The following is a 22,641-nucleotide window of genomic DNA, read 5'->3' as shown; positions in this document are numbered from 1 at the left end:
CCGACCCCGCGAGGCGCTCGCGGCCGCCGGGCCACCCCGCGCCCGCACCGGCCGGGCCAGGCCCGTCCGCCGCTCGCCGGCATCGCCCCCGTACCACCCACTCGTGAGGAGTCGTCCGCGTGATCCGGTTCGAGGGCGTCTCCGTGACGTATGAGGACGCTGCCGGGCCGACCCTGCGGGGGGTGGATCTGACGGTGCCGGAGGGGGAGCTGGTGTTGCTCGTCGGGCCCTCGGGGGTCGGGAAGTCGACGCTGCTGGGTGCCGTCTCCGGGCTCGTCCCGCACTTCACCGGCGGGACGCTGCGGGGGCGGGTCACCGTGGACGGCCGGGACACGCGTACCCACCACCCGCGCGAGCTCGCCGACCTGGTCGGCACGGTCGGGCAGGACCCGCTCGCCCACTTCGTGACCGACACCGTCGAGGACGAGCTCGCCTACGGCATGGAGTCGCTGGGCCTCGCCCCCGCCGTGATGCGGCGGCGCGTCGAGGAGACCCTGGACCTGCTGGGCCTCGCCGAGCTGCGGGACCGGCCGATCGCGACGCTGTCCGGCGGGCAGCAGCAGCGGGTGGCGATCGGCTCCGTCCTGACCACCCACCCCAAGGTCCTCGTCCTCGACGAGCCGACCTCCGCGCTGGACCCGTCGGCCGCCGAGGACGTCCTCGCCGTGCTCCAGCGACTCGTCCACGACCTGGGCACGACGGTCCTGATGGCCGAGCACCGGCTTGAGCGGGTCGTCCAGTACGCCGACCGCGTCCTGCTCCTGCCGGACGCGGTCCTCGGCACGCCCGAGGAGATCATGGCGGTCTCCCCCGTCTACCCGCCCGTCGTCGGGCTGGGACGGCTCGCGGGCTGGGACCCGCTGCCGCTGACGGTCCGGGACGCGCGGCGGAGGTCGGGGGAGCTGCGGGGGCGGCTGGAGGGGCGGGGGGTGGAGCGGGGGGTGGAGCGGGACCCTGCGGGGCTTCTCCCCCACCCCGCCCCTTCCCGTAACCGGGGCTCCGCCCCGGACCCCGCGCCTCAAACGCCGGCGGGGCTGAAATCAGCCCCGCCACGGGGTGGGGGAAGCTCCCTCTTCCGGAGGCGCCGCACCCTCGACGACACCCCCGACCCCACCACCCCCCTCGTCGACATCGACCGCCTCGCCGTCCGCCGCGGCCGCGTCGAGGCGCTCCGTCGCGTCGACCTCCAGGTCAAGGCGGGCGAGACCATCGCTCTCATGGGCCGTAACGGCGCCGGCAAGTCCACCCTGCTCTCCACCCTCGTCGGCATGCTCGCCCCCACCTCCGGCACCGTCCGCGTCTCCGGCCTCGTCCCGCACGCCACCGACCCCCGCACCCTGATCCGCCGGGTGGGCCTGGTGCCGCAGGAGCCGAGGGACCTGCTGTACGCGGAGACCGTCGCCGAGGAGTGCGAGGCGGCCGACGCGGACGCGGGCGCCGCGCCGGGGACCTGCCGGGCGCTGGTGACGGAGCTCGTACCGGGGGTGACCGACAGCACCCACCCCCGGGACCTGTCCGAGGGGCAGCGCCTGGCGCTCGCGCTCGCCGTGGTCCTGACCGCCGCCCCGCCGCTGGTCCTCCTCGACGAGCCGACCCGCGGCCTGGACTACGCGGCGAAGGCCCGGCTGGTCGCCCGGCTGCGGGCGCTCGCCGCCGAGGGGCACGCGATCGTGCTGGCCACGCACGACGTGGAGCTCGCGGCCGAGCTGGTGGACCGGGTGGTGATCGTCGCGGGCGGCGAGGTCGTCGCGGACGGCCCGACGGCCGAGGTCGTCGTCTCGTCCCCGGCCTTCGCCCCGCAGGTCTCGAAGATCCTGGCCCCCGAGCCGTGGCTCACGGTCGAACAGGTGGAAGGGGCCCTGCGCACATGAGGACCAGCCGTCCCAGCCGCCCCACCCACCCCATCCGGCTCGGGCCCCGCTCCGTCGCCGCCCTCCTCCTCGTCTCGCTCGTCGGCCTGATCGGCATCGGCTGGCCGCTCTTCGCGGACGCCGGTTCCGCCGTCACGGACCACGCCGCCGACGCGCCCTGGCTCTTCGCGCTGATCCTCCCCCTCCTCATCGCCGTCGTCGTGGCGACGATCGCGGACTGCGGGATGGACGCGAAGGCCGTGGCGATGCTGGGGGTGCTGGCCGCCGTGGGGGCGGCGCTGCGCCCGCTGGGCGCGGGCACGGCCGGCCTGGAGCCGATGTTCTTCCTGATGGTGCTGAGCGGCCGGGTCCTCGGCCCCGGCTTCGGCTTCGTGCTCGGCGCGGTGACGATGTTCGCCTCCGCCCTGCTCACGGGCGGCGTGGGCCCCTGGATGCCGACGCAGATGCTGGCGATGGGCTGGTTCGCGATGGGCGCGGGCCTGCTCCCGGCGGGGGTCCGCGGCCGCCCGGAGCGGCTGATGCTGGCCGCGTACGGCTTCGTCGCGGCGTTCGCGTACGGCACGGTCACCAATCTGTACGGCTGGGTGACGGTGGCGGGCCTCGGACAGGGCATCTCCTTCGTGCCGGGGGCCCCGGCGGGCGAGAATCTGGTCCGTTTCCTGGCCTTCCTGGTCGCCACCTCCCTCGGCTGGGACCTCGGCCGGGCCGCGCTCACGGTCGTCCTGACCCTCACGGTCGGCGGACCGCTGCTGCGGGCGCTGCGGAGGGCGACGCGGCGGGCGAACTTCGAGGCCCAGGTCACATTCGAGGGGCCCGAGAAGGGGTCCCCGGGTGAGGCGCCTCATAGGACCCAGGTCACGTACGACCCGAAATAGTAGAACCGGACTACCCGCCCAAACCGCCCACACCCACCCATGACCTGCGAAAACACCATGATCCTGGACGTTGGTCCCACCACCCCGAGTCCGAACCTTCCTCGTACAGGGGGTCGTTGCGCCGCCCTCGGGGATTTGTTTCTGTAGTGGACGTCGCCAGGCAGCAGGTGCTCAGCGAAGCACCGCGGCAGGCCGGTTCCCCCCAGCTCCCGGATTCCCCGGGCTCTGGTTCCGGCATGCCGGAATCGGCTGGAAACAGTCGTTTCGCCCGGCGCGACCCCCGTCCTCGACGTTAGGTAGACGTTTTGTTCCGCTCGATCGCCACTCGTGCCGCTGCCCGCAAGAAGTCCTTCGCCGCCACCGCAGCCGTGCTGCTCGGCGCCTCGGGTGCGGTGCTCGGTACGACGGGCACGGCCTCGGCCGCCAGCCCGCAGGAGCTCGCCCGTGACATCGTGCCCGCCTCGCAGTACGCCGCCTTCAGCAAGATCGTCTCGCACGAGTCCGGCTGGAACCCCAAGGCGACCAACTCGTCGTCCGGCGCCTACGGCCTCGTCCAGGCCCTGCCGGCCTCGAAGATGTCCTCCGCCGGTTCCGACTGGAAGACCAACCCGGCCACCCAGATCAAGTGGGGCCTCAACTACATGAACGAGCGCTACGGCTCCCCGAACGCCGCCTGGGCGTTCTGGCAGGCCAACGGCTGGTACTAAGAGTCACCACGCCGCCCAGCGCACCCCGCAAGGCCCCGCCCTCCTCCCGGAGGGGCGGGGCCTGCGGCGTTTCGGCGACAAGGGCGTCACCGCCACTGCGGCACTCCCGCTGCTTCGGCGGTCCCGCCACTTCGGCGGCCCGCCACTTCCTCGGTCCGCTACTTCGGCGGATCCGTGTCCGCCGGGCTCGCGCCGTCCTTTCCCGCGGCCACCCCCGGGGAGTGCCCGAGCACGACGACCCAGGAGCCTTCGTGCCGGGCGAGCGGGACGTACGTGGAGAAGGGCTTGCCGTCCTTCCCCTCGCCGAGGACCCGCGCACTGGCCACGTCGTCGCCGAACTCGTGCGACACCTCGACGCTCGCGACCTCCACCCCCTTCCCCCCGTCGGCGTCCAGCGCCTCCCGCGCGTCCGCCTCGACCCCCTCGTACCCCGAAGGCCCCAGCTCGACGAGCGCGTCCACATCGCGCGCGTTCAGCGCCGCGACATACGCCTCCGCCACCTGGCGCTCCGTCCGCCCGTCCCCCTGGGGCCCCTCCTGCGTGCACCCCACCAGCAGCGCACAGCCGACGGCGGCCAGTAACGCGATCTTTCGCCTGGTCATACATCCCCCTCTTGATCGGTCCCCCGGGGGGACGCGACGGGACCACCCGCCGGTTGCACGGCACGGACACTGGCACGGGCGCGGGGCCCCGCCCTCCCCATCGGGAAGGGCGAGGCCCCGCGGTTTCCCGGGCACCCCTGCCAGGTCTCGGGCTCTACAGGCGCTGGATGATCGTTCCGGTGGCGAGGGCGCCGCCGGCGCACATGGTGACCAGGGCGAATTCCTTGTCGGTGCGTTCCAGCTCGTGCAGGGCGGTGGTGATGAGGCGGGCGCCGGTGGCGCCGACCGGGTGGCCGAGGGCGATGGCGCCGCCGTTGACGTTGACCTTCTCCAGGCCGTCGAGTTCCTTCTCGAACTCCTGGGCCCAGCTGAGGACGACCGAGGCGAAGGCTTCGTTGATCTCGACGACGTCGATGTCGCGGAGGGTCATGCCGGCCTTGCCGAGGACCGCCCGGGTCGCGTCGATGGGCCCGTCGAGGTGGTAGTGCGGGTCGGAGCCGACGAGCGCCTGGGCGACGATCCGGGCGCGGGGGCGCAGCTTCAGCGCGCGGGCCATGCGCTTGGATGCCCACATCACGGCGGAGGCGCCGTCGGAGATCTGCGAGGAGTTGCCGGCGGTGTGGACGGCGGTGGGCATGACCGGCTTGAGCCGGGCGAGGCCCTCCATGCTGGTGTCGCGCAGCCCCTCGTCGCGGTCGACGAGCCGCCACATGCCCTGCCCGGCCTGCTGTTCGGCCTCGGTGGTCGGGACCTGGACGGCGAAGGTCTCGCGCTTGAAGCGCTCCTCGGACCAGGCGACGGCGGCCCGTTCCTGGGAGATGACGCCGAGGGAGTCGACGCGCTCGCGGCTCAGCCCGCGGCGGCGCGCGATGCGCTCGGCGGCCTCGAACTGGTTGGGGAGGTCGACGTTCCACTCGTCGGGGAAGGGCTTGCCCGGCCCGTGCTTGGAGCCGGAGCCGAGCGGGACGCGTGACATCGCCTCGACGCCGCAGGAGATGCCGACGTCGATGACCCCGGCCGTGATCATGTTCGCGACCATGTGGGACGCCTGCTGCGAGGAGCCGCACTGCGCGTCGACGGTCGTGGCGGCGGTCTCGTACGGCAGGCCCATGGTGAGCCAGGCGGTGCGCGCCGGGTTCATGGACTGCTCGCCGGCGTGGGTGACGGTGCCGCCGACGATCTGTTCGACGCAGTCGGCGGGGATGCCGGTGCGGCCGAGGAGTTCGCGGTAGGTCTCGCCCAGGAGGTAGGCGGGGTGGAGGTTGGCGAGCGCGCCTCCGCGCTTGCCGATGGGGGTGCGTACGGCTTCGACGATGACGGGTTCCGCGGCCATGAGCTCGTCCTCTCCTCGACCGGGCGGGGTGTCCCGGCACCCGCCGGTCGGCGTCACGGGAGAACTAGTACGCGTTCTAGTTCTGAGTGAAGTCTTATGACTGCTACCGCCGGTACGCAAGGGTCCGGTAGGCAGGAGTTCCCGGACAGTGACCCTCGAGCGAACGGAAGTTCGCCGCAGCCGGACCGCCGGAGACGCGAACCGCCACCCGATTCCGTCCGCGCCCCTTGCTACTTGTAGAACTCGTTACTAACTTTCCCGGCAACTTCTGATGGCCCATCAGATATTGGAGCGTGTTGCCGATGACCTGCCCCCACCTCCCCGAAGGATTCGACGCCACCGACCCCGACCTGCTGAGCAGTCGCGTCCCGCTCCCCGAGTTCGCGGAGCTTCGGCGTACCGCCCCGGTCTGGTGGTGCCCCCAGCCGCGCGGCATCACCGGCTTCGACGACGAGGGGTACTGGGCCGTCACCCGCCACGCGGACGTCAAGTACGTCTCCACCCACCCCGAGCTGTTCTCCTCCCACGAGAACACCGCGGTCATCCGCTTCAACGAGCACATCGGACGCGAACAGATCGACGTCCAGAAGCTGATCATGCTCAACATGGACCCGCCCGAGCACACCCGGGTCCGCCAGATCGTCCAGCGCGGCTTCACCCCCCGCGCCGTCCGCGGTCTGGAGGCCATCCTGCGCACCCGCGCCCGCGCGATCGTCGAGGAGGCGCTCGCCGCCTCCGCCGAAGACCCCGACGGCACCTTCGACTTCGTCACCAGGATCGCCGTGGAGCTGCCCCTCCAGGCCATCGCCGAACTCATCGGCGTCCCCCAGGAGGACCGCTCCCGGATCTTCGACTGGTCCAACAAGATGGTGGCGTACGACGATCCCGAGTACGCCATCACCGAGGAGGTCGGCGTCGAGGCGGCCATGGAACTCATCGGCTACGCGATGAACATGGCCGTCGAGCGCAAGGAGTGCCCCGCCGCGGACATCGTCTCGCAGCTGGTCGCCGCCGAGGGCCAAGGGAACCTCTCCTCCGACGAGTTCGGGTTCTTCGTACTGCTGCTCGCCGTCGCCGGCAACGAAACCACCCGCAACGCGATCAGCCACGGAATGCACGCTTTCCTCACGCATCCCGACCAGTGGGAGATCTACAAGCGGGAGCGGCCCGCGACCGCCGCCGAGGAGATCGTCCGCTGGGCGACCCCGGTCGTCTCCTTCCAGCGCACCGCCACCCAGGACACCGAGCTCGGCGGCCAGAAGATCAAGCGCGGCGACCGGGTCGGTCTCTTCTACTCCTCCGCCAACCGCGACCCCGAGGTGTTCGAGAACCCGGACACCTTCGACATCACCCGCGACCCCAACCCCCACCTGGGCTTCGGTGGCGGCGGACCGCACTTCTGCCTCGGCAAGTCCCTCGCCGTGACGGAGATCGAGCTGATCTTCGACGCCATCGCCGACGTCCTTCCGGACCTCACCCTCACCGCGGAGCCGCGCCGCCTGCGCGCCGCCTGGCTCAACGGCGTCAAGGAGCTCCGGGTCCGCACGGCGACCACGACCCCCTGACCCAAGCCCCGCCGGCACCGGCACCTCCCGGCGGGAACCGGCCCCCTCCCCCGTACGTCCGATCGGGCATGCGGGGGAGAACACACCGAATACTGACCACACTCGTCGCGCTGCTCGCGCTCCAGCTCGGCTCGCTCGTCGCGCCCGCCTGGGCCTGCGGCTGCGGCGCCATGATCACGCACCCGTCGGAGCGCATCGGCGTCGACCGGGAGGAGTCCGCCGTCCACTGGGACGGGCGGACCGAGACCGTCGTCATGCGCTTCCGCGTCCACGGGAACGCCCGGCAGGCCGCCTGGGTGATGCCCGTGCCGAGCCGCGCCGACGTCACCCTCGGCGACCCGGCGCTCTTCGACGCGATCGAGGAGCTCGCCGCCCCCGAGGAGCGCGAGCGCACGTACTTCTGGCCCCGAGGGGACGACTGGCCCTTCGACCTCGGCCACGGCGACGGGGCGGTGGCCGGCGCGGCCCCCGGCGCCTCCGTCGGCGTCGTCGGCCGCGAGCGCCTCGGCCCCTTCGACGTGGCCCGCCTCACCGCCACCGACCCCGAGGCCCTCGGCGCCTGGCTGCGCGACAACGGCTTCGAGCTCCCCGACCGGCTCACCCCCGAACTCCGGCCGTACGTCGACCGGAAGTGGGAGTACGTCGCCATCCGCCTCGCCCCGGAGAAGCACGGCGAACTCCTCTACGGCGAGCTGACCCCGCTCCGGATCGCCTTCGCCTCCCCCGAACTCGTCTACCCCATGCGGCTCTCCCGGCTCGCCGCCACCCCGCAGACCCTCGGCCTGTCGATCCTCGCCGCGCACCGCATGGAGCCCCGCTCGACGATCGGCGGGGAGCGCCCCGACATCACCTTCGCCGGCCGCGTCGACCGCCCGGAGGGCCCCGTGGCCGCGCTCACCGGCGGCGCCCCCACCCACCTCACCGTCCTGGAACAGCGCTTCCCTGACCCGTCCCGCATCGACGACGACCACGTCCTGCGCACGGTCGCCGACACCCCGTACCGTCAAGTCACCTACCAGGACCGCCTGTTGACCGTCGGCGGCGTCCCTGTCTGGCTGCTGACGGTGGGCCTGGGCGCGGCGGTGATCGCGGCGGCGACCGTGTTCCTGACCGTACGGGCGAACCGCCGCCGAGTACCGTCGCCCGCATGACGAACCCTCAGTGGAACGATGTCGACACGTACGTCACCGACCTGCTGGTCCCCGCCGACGAGACCCTGACCGCGGCCCTGGCCGACTCCGCGGCGGCCGGACTCCCCGAGATCGCCGTCGCCCCCAACCAGGGCAAGCTCCTCCACCTGCTCGCCCAGGTGCAGGGCGCCCGCCGCATCCTGGAGATCGGCACCCTCGGCGGCTACAGCACGATCTGGCTGGCCCGCGCCCTGCCCGCCGACGGGCGCCTGATCACCCTGGAGTACGACCCCCGGCACGCCGAGGTGGCCCGCGGCAACCTCGCCCGCGCCGGTCTGGCCCACCGCGTCGAGGTGCGCACCGGCCCGGCCCTGGACACCCTCCCGCTCCTGGAGAAGGAGGGCGCCAGCCCCTTCGACCTCGTCTTCGTCGACGCCGACAAGGCCAACAACCCGCACTACGTGACCTGGGCCCTGAAGCTCTCCCGCCCCGGCACCCTCATCGTCGTCGACAATGTCGTCCGCGGCGGCCGCGTCGCCACCCCCGACCCCTCGGACCCGGCGATCACCGGCACCCGCGCGATGTTCGACCTCGTCGCCGCCGAACCCCGCCTGGACGCCACCGCGATCCAGACGGTCGGCACGAAGGGTTACGACGGCCTCCTCATCGCCCGCGTCACCGACACCGTCTGAGACGCCCCCTCAGGGCACCCCCTCAAGACACTCCCTGAGGCCGCGCCCTCAAGACGCTCCCTGAGGCGCGTCGTCCGTCCCCGCCCGCCACCCGGCGAACAGCGGCCACTCCCCCTCCGCGTCGAGCACGACGACGCCGAAGGGCCGGTCGAAGGCGATACGTTCCGCCGTCACCGGGCGGGGCCGGGCCGCGCTCCGCGTCATGGCCACCTGCGTGACCGCCGCCGCCTCGACCCCCTCCTCCGCGACCTCCAGCACCGCCTCCTGCACCACCCCGGAGACGCACAGCGGGACCGGCGACAGGCCCGAGAAGTCGGCGTCCGGGCGGAGCGCGCCGCCCGCGCCGAGGGCCTCCAGCCACGGCAGGAAGTCGGTGCGGGTGCGCAGCGAGAAGCGCGGCAGGGCCAGGTCCACGGCCTCGGCCGGGACCGGCGCGCGCCGCGCCTCCCAGGCCAGGGGCAGGACGTCGGCGGGCCCGGCGCCCGGCTCGCCGAGCACGAACCGCACCCGCACCGGCCGCTCCCCCGCGCAGGGCAGCTCCACCACGACCCCGTGCCGCACCCGCCACGCCGACGCGGCCGGGATCCGCCGGTGCATGGTCGGCACGGAGCGGACCGCCCCGTGAGCGTCGGTGAACGGCGCGGGCCGCGTGGCCCCCGCCGGAAAGGCCGTCCGCCAGGCCGCCTTCAGCGCCAGCGCCCCGAGCAGCACCAGATCCTCGGACCCGTCGAGCGGCAACGGCAGCCCCGTGACCCTCCCGCCGCTCGCCGCCCGCACCCACGCGTCCAGCTCCCCCCGCGCCCGGGCGCCCAGCACGCCGAACCCGACCCCCGGCAGCCCGTCCCGGAAGCCCTCGTACACCGGCACCCTGCTCCACACCCCCACGGCCCCGGCCACCCCGTCCGCCCCCGCGAGGGCCCGCCCGACCCCGGTCACCACCGCCGCGGCCTCCTCCCCCGCGACCCCGAGCACCCCGCGCAGCTCCTCCGCGGTCCGCCCCCGCGCCCCGCACCCCACGGCCGCCAGCGCCAGCCACACCCCACCCGGCGACCACACGAAGTCCCCGCCCCCAGGCACCACCCGCCCCACCAGCCCCCGCACAAGCCCTGGCACCACGCCCGCCTCCCCGACGCCTGAGGTCCCGGTCATATCCTTCCTCCCATGAGCATCGTGAAGATCAACGTCCTGACCGTGCCCGCCGAGCAGCGGGAGGTGCTGGAGCAGCGGTTCGCGTCGCGCGCCGGGGCCGTGGAGGGCTCCGACGGGTTCGAGTGGTTCGAGCTGCTGCGCCCGCTGGAGGGTACCGACCAGTACCTCGTGTACACCCGCTGGCGCAGCGAGGAGGACTTCCAGAACTGGATGAACGGTTCCATGAAGGCCGCCCACCAGGGCACCGCCGGCGGTGAGGGCGGCGAGCGGCCGAAGCCCGCCGCGTCCGGTTCCACGCTGTGGTCGTTCGAGGTCGTGCAGCAGGCGTCGCCGAAGTAGTCCCCGGGGCTAATTCGGGAGCGCCCCCGGTCGTGCGGGTCGCACAATGGCCCGCATGACCTGGACTTTCTCTCCTGAGCGCGTCGACACCCCGGCCGCCACCGCCCTGCGCCGCGATTACTACGGCGATGTCGCCGGACGCTATTTCGGGCGGGTGCTGGCCGAGGACGAGTACGACGAGGAGATGCTGGCCGACGGGCTGGAGCTGCTCGCGCCGCCCGCCGGGGAGTTCCTGGTCGGGCGGTACGACGGCGTGGCGGCCGCCTGCGGCGGGATCGTCCTGCTCGACGGCGGACGGGCCGAGCTGACCCGGGTCTTCATCCGCCCCGAGTACCGCGGCAAGGGCGGCGCCGGCCTCCTCATGGACGGCCTGGAGCGGGCCGCCCGCGCGCTCGGCGCCCGCCGCATGGTCCTCAACACCCGGCTCGACCTGGTCGAGGCGCGGGCGCTGTACGTCCGGCACGGGTACGGCGAGATCCCGGCGTACTGCTCGGGGCCGTACATGGAGATCTGGTACGGCAAGGAGCTCTGACCGGGCTGCCGATCGCCGATAGGGGTCAGCCGCTCCAGACCATGACGTCGAAGGTGGCGTTCGTGTCGCTCGCCTGGCCGTCCATCTCCTCGACCGTCATCCGGAGCAGCTTGCCCTCGCCGGTGCGGCCGCAGACCGTCAGACCGGTCTTGATCTCGATCTCGTTGTCGGTGCCTTGGGTGTCGACGACGCCCGCGCAGTCCGCGTACGACGGCGCCTTCGCCGCGCCCTTCCACACGAGGGCCTTGGAGCCGTTGTCAGGCCGCAGCATGTGGCCGCCGAAGGGGTACACCGCGAAGTCGTTGTCGCTGTTGATCTCGGACTCCACGGGCGGCGCCGCGTCGAGGTCCTTGTCGTCCACGTACGTGATGACCAGGGTGCCCTGCCAGTGGACCGTGTCGGGCGCCGTGGTGGGGGTGGGCGGGGCGGTGGTGGGCGGGGCGGTGGTCGCGGGCGCCTCCTGGACGGGGGTGGCGGCGGTGGCGGTACCAGAGCCCTCCCCCAGGGTGCCTTCCGTCGTCGGCTTGTCGTCGGCCGACGGGGTCGTCGGGGTCACCGAGGTCGGCACCGGGGCCGGGGCGGCCGCCGGGTCGTCGTCTCCGGTGTTCACCAGATACATCCCGGCGACGCCGATCAGGGCCGCCACCAGCGTCGCCCCCGCGCCGATCCACGCGCCCCTGTTCGACGGCTGCCGGCCCGGCGGGGTGCTCGGCGGCGGCGGGGTGCCGTAGCCCCCGTATCCCGGCCCCGCCTGCGGGTGACCCTGCTGCGCCGGCCAGCCCTGACCCGGCTCGTGGCTGCTCATCCTGCCCGTCCCCCTGTACCTCTGCCTGTGCCTGTGCGGGTACCTGCACCTGTGCGTGCACCTGTGCGCGTACCTGCGATGTGATCTTCGGCTGGTCAGGGTACCGACCGGTGCTGAGCGCCCGTCATCCCGGTTGCCCCGGAGGCGAGTTCCGCCGTCTCAGGCGCGGTGGTCGCGGGGCGGTTCGGGGGCGCGGGGGCGTTCCGCGTCGGAGCCGCACAGCTCGGCGGTGAGCTCCTCGACGAGTTGCACCAGGTCGGTGGGGCGGTCGGGCCCCCACCAGTCGCCGAGGAGTTCGGCGAGGGACTCCTCGCGGGCCTGCGCGAGGCGGGTGGCGGTGGCGACGCCGGACTCGGTGAGGATCAGCTGGAGCCCTTCGCGGCGGGCGAGCCCCCGTCCCTCGACCTCGCGGGCCGCTTCGGTGATGACGCGGAGCGGCACGGGGGCGGCCTCGGCGAGCCGGGCGGGTTCGACAGTGCCGTGGCGGCGGATGCGCAGCAGCAGCCAGCTGGAGGCGGGCTTCAGGTCGAGCCCGGCGCGCGCGGTGATCTTCTCGTAGATCTCCTTGCGGCCCTCGCGGGAGCCGAGCACCGACAGGGCGCGGGCGGCCTCCTCGTAGGAGGAGCGCTCGACCGGGTTGGAGGCGAGGGTCTGGCTGGTGTCGGGCGCGGTGACGGAGGCACGGAGCGGGTCCTCCTTGAGGAACCAGGCGACGGCGAAGGCGACGAGGACGACCGGCGCGGCGTACAGGAAGACGTCCGTGATGGAGGTGGCGTACGCGTGGAGGACCTCCGGCCGGAGTTCGGCGGGGAGCGCGGCGATGCCGCGCGGGTCGGCGGCGACCTGGCCGGGGCCGGTGCCGGGCGGCAGCTCCGTACCTGCCCTGGCCGCCTCGGCGAAGACGTCCTCCAGCTTGTGGGTGAGCCGGTTGGTGAAGACGGTGCCGAAGACGGCGACGCCGAAGGACGCGCCGATCGAGCGGAAGAAGGTCGCTCCGGAGGTGGCGACGCCCAGGTCCTCGTACCCGACGGCGTTCTGCACGACGAGGACGAGCACCTGCATGACCAGGCCGAGTCCGGCGCCGAAGACGAAGAAGTAGACGCTCATCTGCCAGGTGGGCGTCGTCTCGGTCAGCTCGTTGAGGAGGAGCAGGCCGAGCGCCGTCACGGCGGTGCCGGTGATCGGGAAGACCTTCCAGCGGCCGGTCCGCGACACGATCTGGCCGGAGGCGGTGGAGGTGAGCAGCATGCCGACGACCATCGGCAGCATGTGGACGCCGGACATGGTGGGGGTGACGCCCTGGACGACCTGGAGGAAGGTCGGCAGGTAGGTCATCGCGCCGAACATCGCGAAGCCGACGACGAAGCTGATGACCGAGACCAGGGTGAAGGTCCGGATCCGGAAGAGCTTGAGCGGGAGGACGGGTTCGGCGGCCCGCCGTTCGACGCGCACGAACCAGACGAGGAGTACGGCTCCGAGCACGGCGAGCCCGATGATCTGCGGCGAGCCCCAGCCCCAGGTGGTGCCGCCGAGGGAGGCGACCAGGACGAGGCAGGTGGCGACCGAGGCGATGAGGAAGGTGCCGAGGTAGTCGATGGTGTGGCGGGTGGAGCGGACCGGGATGTGGAGGACGGCGGCGATGACGAAGAGGGCGACGACGCCGATGGGGAGGTTGATGTAGAAGACCCAGCGCCAGGAGAGGTGCTCGGTGAAGAGCCCGCCGAGCAGCGGCCCGAGGACGCTGGTGGCGCCGAAGACGGCGCCGAAGAGCCCCTGGTACTTGCCGCGCTCCCGGGGCGAGACGAGGTCGCCGACGATCGCCATCGACAGCACCATGAGCCCGCCGCCGCCGAGGCCCTGGACCGCGCGGAAGGCGATCAGCTGGGGCATGTCCTGGGCGAGGCCGCAGAGCGCGGAGCCGATGAGGAAGAGGACGATCGCGGTCTGGAAGAGCTTCTTGCGCCCGTACTGGTCGCCCAGCTTGCCCCACAGGGGGGTCGCGGCCGTGGCGGCCAGCATGTAGGCGGTGACCACCCAGGAGAGGTGTTCCATGCCGCCGAGCTCGCTGACGATCGTGGGCAGGGCCGTGGAGACGATCGTCTGGTCGAGGGCGGCGAGCAGCATGCCGAGCAGCAGCGCGCCGATCGCGACGAGAACGGTGCGGTGGCTCTGTCCCTCGCCGGGCACGGGCGCGGGCTCCCCGCCGAGCTGCGGCGGGCTGGTCTCCTGGGCCATGGGCAACCTCCCTCGGGGTCCCTCCATCCTGAGTCGAATGTCCGGATATGGCCTGCGGAGGGGTACACGTGTTCACCCGGCGGCAGAGGGTGGGCGGGGGGTGGGCTGCATAATCACTGCCAGTTGCATCGGGGAGGGGAAACATCATGACCGGACACGCATGTCCTGAATGCGGTGGTCAGAGACCGGGCTGCGCCTGCGCCCGGGCAGCGGGACTGGCGGCGGAACTGGCAGCGGCGGAGGACTTCGACCCGCTCCGGATCAGGCCGTACGTGACGCTGGACGCGCAGGACGCGGAGGGTGTGCAGGGCGCGGAGGGCGGGCGGGGCGCACGGGGCGCTCAGGGCGGGCCTGGGGCAGGGGGTGAGCCCGGGGATCCGCCGACGACGCAGCTGCGGGCGATACGGCCGGAGGCGGGGGCCGGGGCCGGGATCCACGGGACCCCGCTCTCGGAGCCGTACGTCGACTCCTTCTCGTACGGCTCCGAGGGCGGGGCCCACGAGACCATGCCTCTGCTGCTCGGCGGGGTCGGCGGCGCGGGGGGCGCCGGCGACCACGGAGCGTACGGGTCGGAGCGGGAGCGGCCGCGCCGGCGGCGGGGCGCGCTGGTCGCGGGCGTCGCGGCGGTGGCCGTGGTGGGCACGGCGGCGCTGGCGGCGGCGGTGTTCGGCGGCGAGGACCCCGACAACCGGGCGCTGCTCCCCGAGATGACCACCAGCGCGTCCCTGAACCTCGCGGTCTCGGAGGAGCCGTCCCCGTCCTCGACCAGCCCGACGGCGGACCGGACCCCCTCGCGGACGCCCTCGCCGGAATCCTCCTCCCCGAGCGCGACGCCCTCGACGGAGTCCGAGTCCCCGTCGGCATCGACGTCCGCCTCCGCGTCCGCGTCCTCGTCGGCCGGGACGACGACCGCGCCGGCGGCCACCGGTTCGCCGTCCGCGACCGGCCACCTGCCCCCTTCCGCGACGTCGACCGGGACCGCGCCCACGGCTCCCGAGACCTCCGCCGCCCCGACGACCACCTCCGCCTCCCCCGCGCACACGGACGCGCCCGAGGGAGCGACGCTGAGCCTCGGCTCCACGGGGCCCGAGGTGCGGGAGCTCCAGGAGCGGCTGCGGTTCCTGTGGGTGTACCTGGGGGACGCCGACGGGGTCTTCGACGACGGCCTGCGGGAGTCGCTGATCGAGTACCAGAGCCGTTTCTGGCGCCTGAAGGACCCGGAGGGCGTATACGGCCCCCACACCCGGCGCGAGCTGGAGGAGCAGACCGACCGGTACTACGACTGACACGGCTGACACGGCTGACTACGGACGGCCACGGGCGGCGAGGGTCGATGAAGGTCACAGGGGGGCGGGTGGCCAAGACCGCCCCGCTTTTTGTATCGTGAAGAAACAAAGTGGCCCCGCCCGTACTCCCTGACCGGCGGGCGGGACCGCTTCGTTCTCCGCACCACCCCCCTGGAGACCCTCATGGCCGCCACCCCGGCAACGCTCACCGCCCGCGCCCTCCTGCTCGACATGGACGGCACCCTGGTCAACTCGGACGCCGTCGTGGAGCGCTGCTGGCGCCGCTGGGCGGACCGGCAGGGACTGGACGCCGGGGAGGTGCTGAAGGTCGTGCACGGCCGCCAGGGCTACGCCACGATGGCGGTCCTCCTCCCGGACCGCCCGATGGCCGAGAACCACGCGGACAACGCCGTGATGCTCGCCGAGGAGACCGCCGACGTCGACGGCGTCGTGCCGGTGGCCGGCGCCCCCGCCTTCATGGACGCGATCGCCGCCTTCCCGCACGCCCTGGTGACCTCGGCGGACGAGGCCCTCGCCCAGGCCCGGATGGGCGCGGCGAAGCTGCGGATGCCGGTGACCCGGGTGACCGCCGAGCAGGTCGGCGCGAGCAAGCCGGACCCGGAGGGCTTCCTCAAGGGTGCCGCCGAGCTCGGCACGGCCCCGGCGGACTGCGTGGCCTTCGAGGACTCCGAGGCCGGCATCCAGGCGGCGAAGGCGGCCGGGATGCGCGTCGTGGGCGTGGGCCCCCGCGCGGCGGCCTTCGCGCCGGACCTGTACGTGCCGGACCTGACCCGCCTGCGGCTGGCGGCGGGCGAGGACGGGACGATGACCCTCGGAGTCGTACCGGAGTGATCTTCATAGGGAGGGCGGGCTAGCCGCCCGGGCGGCCTGGCACCCACTCGCCTCTCCCCACCCACACCACCCGCACCACCCCACACCACCCCACACAGTTTTCCCACCGCGCGCGGCCGGATCATCCGGTCGCGCGCGGTCGTGTGTGTGGCCGGATCGGGCACCGCCCTTCCCGCGAGCGGAATCTGGCGCTCCGTCAGGGATCGTCACACCCCTTGATGTGACGTGTGCATGTCGCCACTCTGTTACCTGGCGCACCCTCCAGCGAAACCTGGCGCCGCCACGATGACCGGGCCGTCGCCCGGCACCGCACGGGGCCGGCCCGAACCGCCGAGGTCCCACCGATCCCAGGGAGTCACCCATGTCCTTCGGCAAGGTCTACGCGCGTCGAGCCGCCGTGCTCGCCTCCACCGCCGCCCTCACCCTCACCGGCCTCGTCACCGCCGCCCCCTCCGCGCAGGCGGCGATGCCGACCCCGGTCAGCGCCGCCACCGCCCGCACCTACCTCGCCGCCCTCACGGTCAAGGCGGAAGGTTCCCTCACCGGCTACAACCGCGATCTCTTCCCGCACTGGATCACCCAGTCCGGCACCTGCAACACCCGCGAGACCGTCCTGAAGCGCGACGGCTCGAACGTCGTCACCGACTCCGCCTGCGCCTCCGTCAGCGGCAGCTGGTACTCGCAGTACGACGGCGCCACCTGGACGGCCGCCTCCGACCTCGACATCGACCACGTCGTCGCGCTCGCCGAGGCGTGGCGCTCGGGCGCCAACTCCTGGACCACCGCCCAGCGCCAGGGCTTCGCCAACGACCTCACCCGGCCGCAGCTCATAGCGGTCACCGACAACGTCAACCAGGCCAAGAGCGACCTCGATCCGGCCAAGTGGCTGCCGTCGCGCACCGCGTACCGCTGCACCTACGCCCGCGCCTGGGTGCACGTGAAGTACCACTACGGCCTCAGCGTCGACTCGGCGGAGAAGAGCGCGCTCCAGTCGGTCCTCAACGGCTGCTGACCGCACGCCTCCTGACGCGGCCTGAGAAGGGCGCGAGAAGGGCGTGGGGGCGGCGCGAGAACGGCGTGAAATCGGCGCACCTATTGGTCCAGACCTGAGCGACTCTTACCACAGGCGCGCCCCCCTCAATAGAGATGCTTGAACTTGCAAGTACTACTGAGGGATGCCTAACCTGGCGGCCGTTCGGTACCAGTCCCCCACGCCCGCCCCCACCCAGGGAGGGCCCGCCGAAGGAGTTCCCCCCACCATGAACACCGTCACCCACCGCCTCGACCAAGCGCGGCCCTACGCGCTCGGCCTGTTCCGGATCGTCGTCGGACTGCTCTTCGCCTGCCACGGCGCCGCCTCGCTCTTCGGCGTCCTCGGCGGCGTGATGGGCGGCGGCACCCTCCCCACCGGCGCCTGGCCCGGCTGGTACGCGGCGCTGATCCAGCTCGTCTGCGGCGGCCTCGTCCTCATCGGCCTCGGCACGCGCGGGGCGGCCTTCCTGGCCTCGGGCTCGATGGCGTACGCGTACTTCTGGGCCCACCAGCCGGAGGCCCTCTTCCCCCTCCAGAACGGCGGCGAGACCGCCGCCCTCTTCTGCTGGGCCTTCGCCCTGCTGATCTTCACCGGCCCGGGCGGCCTGGCGCTCGACGCGCTCTTCGGCCAGAAGGGCGCGAAGAGTGGGACGGGCTCCCCCGACGGCGAGAACGAGCGCGGCACGGAGAAGCAGGGCGCACCGGTCGCCGCCTGACGGCCTGACGGCCGGACGGCAGGATGACCTGACGACCGGATGACCTGACGACCGGAGCTCCCCACCCCTCTCTCCGCCGCCCGGACTCCCGCCGGTACCCACCCGGCAGGAGCCCGGGCGGCGGCGCGTAGGCTCTGGCCCTGTGAATCTGCTCGACAGCATGGGCTCGCTGAGGTCGCTGACCGCGGGCCCGTGGATCTATCCGGTGGTGGCGACGTCGATCCTGCTCGACGTCTTTCTGCCCGTGCTGCCGAGCGGCTTCCTCGTGATCTCCGCCGCCACGGCCGCCTCCGCGGCCCTCGGCACGGCCACCGCGCCCGCGGACGTCCCGTCCCTGCTGCCGCTGCTGCTCACCGCGGCGGCGGCCTCGATGCTCGGCGACTTCCTCGCGTACCGGCTCGCGCTGCGCGGCGGCAAGCGCCTGGACCGGGCGATAGCCCGCTCGCGCCGCCTGACCGTGGCGCGGGAACGTCTCGGCACCGCCCTGGCACGGGGCGGCGGCCTGATCGTGGTCCTGGCCCGCTTCGCCCCCGCCGGCCGCTCGGTGGTGTCCCTGGGCGCGGGCGCGGCGCGGCGGCGCCCCGAGGAGTTCCTGCCGTGGTCCGCGCTGGCGGCGGTGATCTGGGCCTCGTACAGCGTGGGGCTCGGCTGGCTGGGCGGCCAGTGGCTGGGCGCGACCTGGTTCAGCGCGGGGGTCTCGACCCTGGCGCTGCTGCTGGCGGGCGGCCTGGCCGGCTATCTCATACGGCGTCCGGGCGCGGCTCCGGCTCCGGCGTCCTGACGCCGGAGTGCTGGTGCGCTCCTCTCACCTCCAGGGTGGCGAGGAGTCGGGCCGTGGCGTCGGCGATCTCGTCGACGGCCCGGTCGAAGACCTCCCGGTTGTGCGCGGCGGGCGCGCGGAAGCCGGAGACCTTGCGGACGTACTGGAGCGCGGCGGCGCGGATGTCGTCCTGCGTCGCCTCATGCGGCAGGACGGGCGGGCGGAGCGTCTTGATGCTGCGGCACATGCCTCCAGTGTGACCCGCCCCACTGACAACGGCGGATTCACGGCCTGAGGCCCGTACGGCCTCCCTGGGGAGCCAGGGTTCAGTTCAGGCCACGCCGGCTGCGCGCGTTGATCTCGGCGGCGCGGGCGCGGAGCTCGCGCAGGGGGGTGGCGAGCTGGACGTCGCCGGGCTCGGCCTCCCACTCGGCCCCGCCGTGGACGGCGCGGATGAGGAAGCGCCCGGAAGCGCTCCGCACGAAGAAGCCGACCCGCCCCGTGGCGGTGTCGCGGACGAGGTCGCCGACCTCGGGCACAGGCTGCACGCAACCCCTCCGTCCCGGTCCCGAATGCTGCATGGGGACACCCAGGGAAACGCGGAGACCCCGCCCTGTCAACGTATCTCTAGAGATGTCCCCCGATGGATGGATCACGAGGGCAGGACGGCGCACACGTGTGCACCCTGGCCGCGGGGTGCCCCTTAGGGTGTCCCGCAGACGAAGGGAGTGGTCCACCCGTGACTGACCAGGACGGCACTCGTCGGCCCAAGTACCAGCGCATCGCGGATGAGTTGAGATCGGCGATCCAGTCCGGCGCCTTCGCGCCGGGCGACCGTCTCCCCGGTGAGAACGACCTCATGTCCACCTACGAGGTGGCCCGGATGACCGCCCGCCAGGCCCTCGCGGTCCTCCGCGGCGAGGGCCTCACGGAGGCCCGCAAGGGAGCCGGCGTCTTCGTCCGCGCCTTCCGCCCGCTGCGCCGCCGCGGCATCCCGCGCCTCGCGGGCGAGGGCTGGGCCGGCGGCCGCTCGGTGTGGGCGGCGGAGGTGGAGAACAGGGCGCTGGTCGTGGACCAGATCGTGGTGGCGGAGAAGGAGGCGGGGGCGCGGGTCGCGGGGGCGCTGAACCTGCCGCCGGACGCCCCCGTCTGCGTCCGCAGCCGCCGCTTCGTCCTCGACGACAAGCCGGTCCTGCTGTCGGTCTCGTACCTCTCCGCGGACCTGGTGCGCGGTACGCCGATCACGCAGCCGGACACGGGCCCCGGAGGCACGTACGCCCGCCTGACGGAGCTCGGCCACCGCCCGGTCCACTTCCGCGAGGAGATCCGCTGCCGCATGCCGACGGCGGACGAGACCACCCGCCTCGCCCTCCCCCTCGGCACACCGGTGGTCCTGATCGGCCGCACGGCGTTCACGGGCCCGGGACGGGCGGTCGAGCTCAACGAGATGACCCTGGACGCGTCGTCCTACATCCTGGAGTACGACTTCGACGCCTGAGCTCACCCCTCACCCCTCACCCCTCCCGCGCGGCAGGCACCTCGCCCCCCGCCCGCGTCTGCCCCTGAAGATCGGCGGTGACCTGCCCGCCCAAGGTCATCACATTCAAAGTGGCGGCGTTCTCGTTGGCGATGGCCTTCTCGACCCGGGCGACGAGCAACGAGAACGCCTCCCGCCGCGACAGCTCCCGGTAGGGCCCGACCTTCGTCTCGAAGTAGACCCGCTCGTGCCCGAGCAGCTGCTCGGTGGACCGGTAGTTCTTCCACTGCTCGCGGTACCGGTAGACGCTCTCCAGCGACACCGCGGCGACGACGACCACGCTCAGCACGGTGGCGGTGACCCGCGCGAACCCGGCGTCCAGATTCACGAACACCGGCACGAGCGCCCCACCCACGACGGACACGGTCCGCATCCGCAGATGCATCGCCTTCATCCGCGCCGCCTTGACGTCGTACCACTCCTGGTACTGCGCGAGCCGCGTCTCCACATACTTCTGCGCCGTCATGTCCCCCACGGCAACGCCCACTTCAGGCGCATCCCCCACATCGACCATCCCCGGAGTACACCGACCCCCAACCCCCCACGTCAACCACCCCACCCCGTTCCCCCAGCACCCCCCACCAAGATAAGTTCACCCCCTCACCACGACTTCACCACACCAGGGAGCCCCCATGCCGACCGCATTCCCCCGCCCCCGTCTCGCAATTACCCTCCTGGCAATCACGGCCGCCGCCCTCGCCACCCTCCTCACCCCCTCGGCCCCCACGTCCACGGACGCCAGCGACCGCCAGACGGGCACGGTCAAGTGGGTCACCGCCGCAAAGTCCGCCGGCGACAAGAAGGTAGAAGTAATCAAGTAACCCAAAAGGCCCCTCCCCACCCCAGGCGAGGGGCCTCCAAAACGACGACGCAGATCCCACAGCCCAGAAGCCGCCGTCATCCGTCGCCGTCGGTGTCGGTGTCGGTGTCAGCTGCGAATGTCAGCCGACCGCACCTGACCGCCCGCTACCGCTTCTTCCGAAGCTTCTTCATCTTGGCTTCGGCTTCCTTCTTCTTCCGCTGCTCCACCCCATACGGGGACCACGGCCCCTGGTGCTTGGAGCACCGCGAGGTACCCGTGATCGCCTTGTTCTGGCAGCGGCCTCCGCTCTGGGTAGGAGCACCGCACTTCGGCTGAACCATCCTGTCCCCTTCGTCGTCGGATGCTGGAATGCTTCCAGCGCGCACCGAAGAGGGGGAGGCGCAACCGCGGCGGACAGCAGCACACCGACAGCACACGCGCCGGGTACGCCCTCAGGCGCCGTGCGACATGCCGACCGACCGCCTGACTGTGCGCTGCCCGCCCGCCGACCTCCAGCGACCTCACGGACCTGGCAAGATCGGGGAACCAGAGCAGTGTCATCAGGGGGAGGTCCAGTGGGAAGCCTGTTGCGTGTCGGTGACGTGTATCGATCTGCCCGAAACAAGGATCCCGAGGTGCCGCTCAGCAAGGGCATCAATCCGACCGCCAAGGTCAAGACGCCCAGCGGGCCGCGCCATGCCTACGGTGCCTGAACCGGTCCGGCATTCGGCTGAGAGCGGCCGGGAGTTCCCGCCGCCGGTTCCCGCAGCCGAGTCGCCCGCTGAGCTCATGGTGAGCGAGCTCATGGACAGACTGAGGAAACTTCGGGTCCATACGAGAAACGGCCGGCAGAGCAGGCACAAGCCGTTGGCTCTGCTGTGGGGTATCTCCCGAGTAGCCACGGGCAGGCCCCACCTCGCACCATGGCGGGAGTTCCGCGAGGAAGTGGGCGGCCTGTTAGCCGAGTTCGGCCTTCCCGATTCCTCCGTCACCCCCGAGTACCCGTTCCTGCACCTGAAGACGAGCCGACTGTGGGACGTCCACGGCCTCCCTTCCGAGCATGACTCCGTAGCGCACGCCGCAGCGTTCGACAGGCTCAATCCCGAAGCAGGAATGACCGAGCAGGCCGCACGATTGCTGGGAGACCCCTTCGTACGGTCCCAGGCGCTGGCCCTCCTGCGCGAGACGTACTTGCGAGACATCGATCAGCATGCCCTGATGGAGCGGCTGGGGCTGGCCGGCTACGAGAGCGCCGGCGGCATCGAGGACTCATCGGAGGATCGCACGACGGAAGCGGGTCCCGCTGCGCGGCGCACGGTCGCGACCGCCCGCATCGTCCGCGACACGGCTCTGACGGCCAAGGTGAAGAAGCTGCACGGCGACCGCTGCCAGGTCTGCGGCCTCCGGCTGTCGACCCTCTTCGGCACCTACAGCGAGGCCGCCCACATCCGCGGCCTCGGCCGCCCGCACAACGGCCCCGACGAACAGCCCAACCTGCTCGTCCTATGCCCGAACCACCACGTCCAGTTCGACACCCTGGCGATCTACATCGACACCGAAGGCACGGTTCGCCGGACCGAGGACCGCAGCCCCATAGGCCCGCTCCGCAAACTCCCCACCCACCAGCTCGATGAAGCACACCTCCGCTACCACCGAGCACTCTGCGGCAGAGACACAACCGCCCCCGCCCCCAACCCACGGCCCCCTGACCCGATCCAGCAGTCCCCTTCCTCATGATCGGTCAGCCGCTGGAGCAGCAGCACCGTGGACGCAGTGCCCTACGCCTTCTCCGTACGGGCCGCCGGGACTACGGATACGTTG

The 22,641-nt window shown here is 72.5% G+C and carries 24 protein-coding genes; 16 read left to right on the top strand and 8 right to left on the bottom strand.

The window, feature by feature from the left end; all coding sequences use genetic code 11:
* Positions 1–119: 119 nt before the first annotated feature.
* The 3 genes from ACFXMG_RS07785 (at position 120) to ACFXMG_RS07775 (ending at position 3,453) form a co-directional block, all read left to right on the top strand.
* Positions 120–1,871 (top strand): ABC transporter ATP-binding protein, encoded by a 1,752-nt coding sequence (locus tag ACFXMG_RS07785; RefSeq protein WP_383825993.1) that lies wholly within the window; start codon positions 120–122, stop codon positions 1,869–1,871.
* A complete protein-coding gene (locus ACFXMG_RS07780) occupies positions 1,868–2,746 on the top strand; it encodes an ECF transporter S component (RefSeq protein WP_383825995.1) in 879 nt (292 codons plus the stop codon). Before ACFXMG_RS07785 ends, ACFXMG_RS07780 begins: the two co-directional genes overlap by 4 nt.
* 305 nt (positions 2,747–3,051) lie before the next feature.
* Positions 3,052–3,453, top strand: coding sequence for a transglycosylase SLT domain-containing protein (locus ACFXMG_RS07775; RefSeq protein ID WP_383825997.1), 402 nt, complete (start codon positions 3,052–3,054; stop codon positions 3,451–3,453).
* A gap of 158 nt (positions 3,454–3,611) precedes the next feature.
* Here ACFXMG_RS07775 and ACFXMG_RS07770 read toward each other — a convergent pair whose 3' ends face one another.
* Positions 3,612–4,055: a hypothetical protein gene (locus tag ACFXMG_RS07770; protein WP_383825999.1), complete on the bottom strand. Its 444-nt coding sequence runs from the start codon at positions 4,053–4,055 to the stop codon at positions 3,612–3,614.
* A 154-nt stretch (positions 4,056–4,209) separates the two neighbouring features.
* Positions 4,210–5,388 carry a steroid 3-ketoacyl-CoA thiolase gene (locus tag ACFXMG_RS07765; RefSeq protein WP_383826002.1) on the bottom strand — a complete coding sequence of 393 codons (1,179 nt, stop codon included), beginning with the start codon at positions 5,386–5,388 and terminating at the stop codon, positions 4,210–4,212.
* Positions 5,389–5,690: 302 nt separating this feature from the next.
* On the opposite strand from ACFXMG_RS07765, the gene ACFXMG_RS07760 reads away from it, so the two are divergent.
* From ACFXMG_RS07760 to ACFXMG_RS07750, 3 genes are all read left to right on the top strand, one after another.
* A complete protein-coding gene (locus tag ACFXMG_RS07760) occupies positions 5,691–6,953 on the top strand; it encodes a cytochrome P450 (protein ID WP_383826004.1) in 1,263 nt (420 codons plus the stop codon).
* Positions 6,954–7,021: 68 nt separating this feature from the next.
* Positions 7,022–8,104 (top strand): DUF2330 domain-containing protein, encoded by a 1,083-nt coding sequence (locus tag ACFXMG_RS07755; RefSeq protein WP_383826006.1) that lies wholly within the window; start codon positions 7,022–7,024, stop codon positions 8,102–8,104.
* Positions 8,101–8,775 carry an O-methyltransferase gene (locus tag ACFXMG_RS07750; protein ID WP_383826009.1) on the top strand — a complete coding sequence of 225 codons (675 nt, stop codon included), beginning with the start codon at positions 8,101–8,103 and terminating at the stop codon, positions 8,773–8,775. The genes ACFXMG_RS07755 and ACFXMG_RS07750 overlap by 4 nt, the downstream gene beginning before the upstream one ends.
* A 48-nt stretch (positions 8,776–8,823) precedes the next feature.
* On the opposite strand, the gene ACFXMG_RS07745 is transcribed toward ACFXMG_RS07750, so the two are convergent.
* Entirely contained in the window at positions 8,824–9,924 is a 1,101-nt protein-coding gene (locus tag ACFXMG_RS07745; RefSeq protein WP_383826012.1) for a serpin family protein, read from the bottom strand.
* A gap of 12 nt (positions 9,925–9,936) precedes the next feature.
* Here ACFXMG_RS07745 and ACFXMG_RS07740 point away from each other — a divergent pair, with 12 nt between their 5' ends.
* Complete coding sequence (locus tag ACFXMG_RS07740) at positions 9,937–10,263, top strand: antibiotic biosynthesis monooxygenase (RefSeq protein WP_190223561.1); 327 nt, start codon at positions 9,937–9,939, stop codon at positions 10,261–10,263.
* A gap of 46 nt (positions 10,264–10,309) precedes the next feature.
* Positions 10,310–10,795, top strand: coding sequence for a GNAT family N-acetyltransferase (locus ACFXMG_RS07735; RefSeq protein ID WP_383826015.1), 486 nt, complete (start codon positions 10,310–10,312; stop codon positions 10,793–10,795).
* Positions 10,796–10,820: 25 nt separating this feature from the next.
* Here ACFXMG_RS07735 and ACFXMG_RS07730 read toward each other — a convergent pair whose 3' ends face one another.
* Complete coding sequence (locus ACFXMG_RS07730) at positions 10,821–11,600, bottom strand: hypothetical protein (RefSeq protein WP_383826017.1); 780 nt, start codon at positions 11,598–11,600, stop codon at positions 10,821–10,823.
* Positions 11,601–11,759: 159 nt separating this feature from the next.
* Positions 11,760–13,835, bottom strand: coding sequence for a DHA2 family efflux MFS transporter permease subunit (locus ACFXMG_RS07725; RefSeq protein WP_383826020.1), 2,076 nt, complete (start codon positions 13,833–13,835; stop codon positions 11,760–11,762).
* Positions 13,836–13,981: 146 nt separating this feature from the next.
* Between ACFXMG_RS07725 and ACFXMG_RS07720 the strand changes: the two genes are divergently transcribed.
* The 5 genes from ACFXMG_RS07720 to ACFXMG_RS07700 all read left to right on the top strand — a co-directional run bounded on the left by ACFXMG_RS07720 (position 13,982) and on the right by ACFXMG_RS07700 (position 18,502).
* The gene (locus ACFXMG_RS07720; RefSeq protein WP_383826023.1) at positions 13,982–15,121 is read left to right on the top strand and encodes a peptidoglycan-binding protein; all 1,140 of its coding nucleotides are present in this window, start codon (positions 13,982–13,984) and stop codon (positions 15,119–15,121) included.
* A 183-nt stretch (positions 15,122–15,304) separates the two neighbouring features.
* Positions 15,305–15,973, top strand: coding sequence for an HAD-IA family hydrolase (locus ACFXMG_RS07715; RefSeq protein ID WP_383826026.1), 669 nt, complete (start codon positions 15,305–15,307; stop codon positions 15,971–15,973).
* Positions 15,974–16,334: 361 nt separating this feature from the next.
* Positions 16,335–16,985 carry an HNH endonuclease family protein gene (locus ACFXMG_RS07710; protein ID WP_383826029.1) on the top strand — a complete coding sequence of 217 codons (651 nt, stop codon included), beginning with the start codon at positions 16,335–16,337 and terminating at the stop codon, positions 16,983–16,985.
* Positions 16,986–17,232: 247 nt separating this feature from the next.
* Positions 17,233–17,721, top strand: coding sequence for a DoxX family protein (locus tag ACFXMG_RS07705; protein ID WP_383826032.1), 489 nt, complete (start codon positions 17,233–17,235; stop codon positions 17,719–17,721).
* A gap of 148 nt (positions 17,722–17,869) precedes the next feature.
* Positions 17,870–18,502, top strand: coding sequence for a DedA family protein (locus ACFXMG_RS07700; protein ID WP_383826076.1), 633 nt, complete (start codon positions 17,870–17,872; stop codon positions 18,500–18,502).
* Here ACFXMG_RS07700 and ACFXMG_RS07695 read toward each other — a convergent pair.
* Positions 18,462–18,728 (bottom strand): DUF2277 domain-containing protein, encoded by a 267-nt coding sequence (locus ACFXMG_RS07695; RefSeq protein WP_383826035.1) that lies wholly within the window; start codon positions 18,726–18,728, stop codon positions 18,462–18,464. The genes ACFXMG_RS07700 and ACFXMG_RS07695 overlap by 41 nt on opposite strands.
* A 79-nt stretch (positions 18,729–18,807) precedes the next feature.
* Positions 18,808–19,029 (bottom strand): hypothetical protein, encoded by a 222-nt coding sequence (locus tag ACFXMG_RS07690; RefSeq protein WP_319013726.1) that lies wholly within the window; start codon positions 19,027–19,029, stop codon positions 18,808–18,810.
* A 191-nt stretch (positions 19,030–19,220) separates the two neighbouring features.
* Between ACFXMG_RS07690 and ACFXMG_RS07685 the strand changes: the two genes are divergently transcribed.
* Positions 19,221–19,979 carry a GntR family transcriptional regulator gene (locus ACFXMG_RS07685; protein WP_383826039.1) on the top strand — a complete coding sequence of 253 codons (759 nt, stop codon included), beginning with the start codon at positions 19,221–19,223 and terminating at the stop codon, positions 19,977–19,979.
* Between the two features lie 16 nt (positions 19,980–19,995).
* Here ACFXMG_RS07685 and ACFXMG_RS07680 read toward each other — a convergent pair whose 3' ends face one another.
* A complete protein-coding gene (locus tag ACFXMG_RS07680; RefSeq protein WP_383826042.1) occupies positions 19,996–20,484 on the bottom strand; it encodes a DUF4231 domain-containing protein in 489 nt (162 codons plus the stop codon).
* A 166-nt stretch (positions 20,485–20,650) separates the two neighbouring features.
* On the opposite strand from ACFXMG_RS07680, the gene ACFXMG_RS07675 reads away from it, so the two are divergent.
* Both ACFXMG_RS07675 and ACFXMG_RS07670 read left to right on the top strand, forming a co-directional pair.
* On the top strand, positions 20,651–20,839 hold the full coding sequence (locus ACFXMG_RS07675) for a hypothetical protein (RefSeq protein WP_383826044.1): 189 nt from the start codon (positions 20,651–20,653) through the stop codon (positions 20,837–20,839).
* A 1,094-nt stretch (positions 20,840–21,933) separates the two neighbouring features.
* A complete protein-coding gene (locus tag ACFXMG_RS07670) occupies positions 21,934–22,557 on the top strand; it encodes an HNH endonuclease (RefSeq protein WP_383826047.1) in 624 nt (207 codons plus the stop codon).
* Positions 22,558–22,641 lie beyond the last annotated feature (84 nt).

The organism is Streptomyces sp. NPDC059201, assembly GCF_042754585.1.
Taxonomy (GTDB): Bacteria; Actinomycetota; Actinomycetes; order Streptomycetales; family Streptomycetaceae; genus Streptomyces.
Note: the sequence above shows the minus strand (reverse complement) of the source record. Positions and strands in the feature narration are given on the sequence as shown.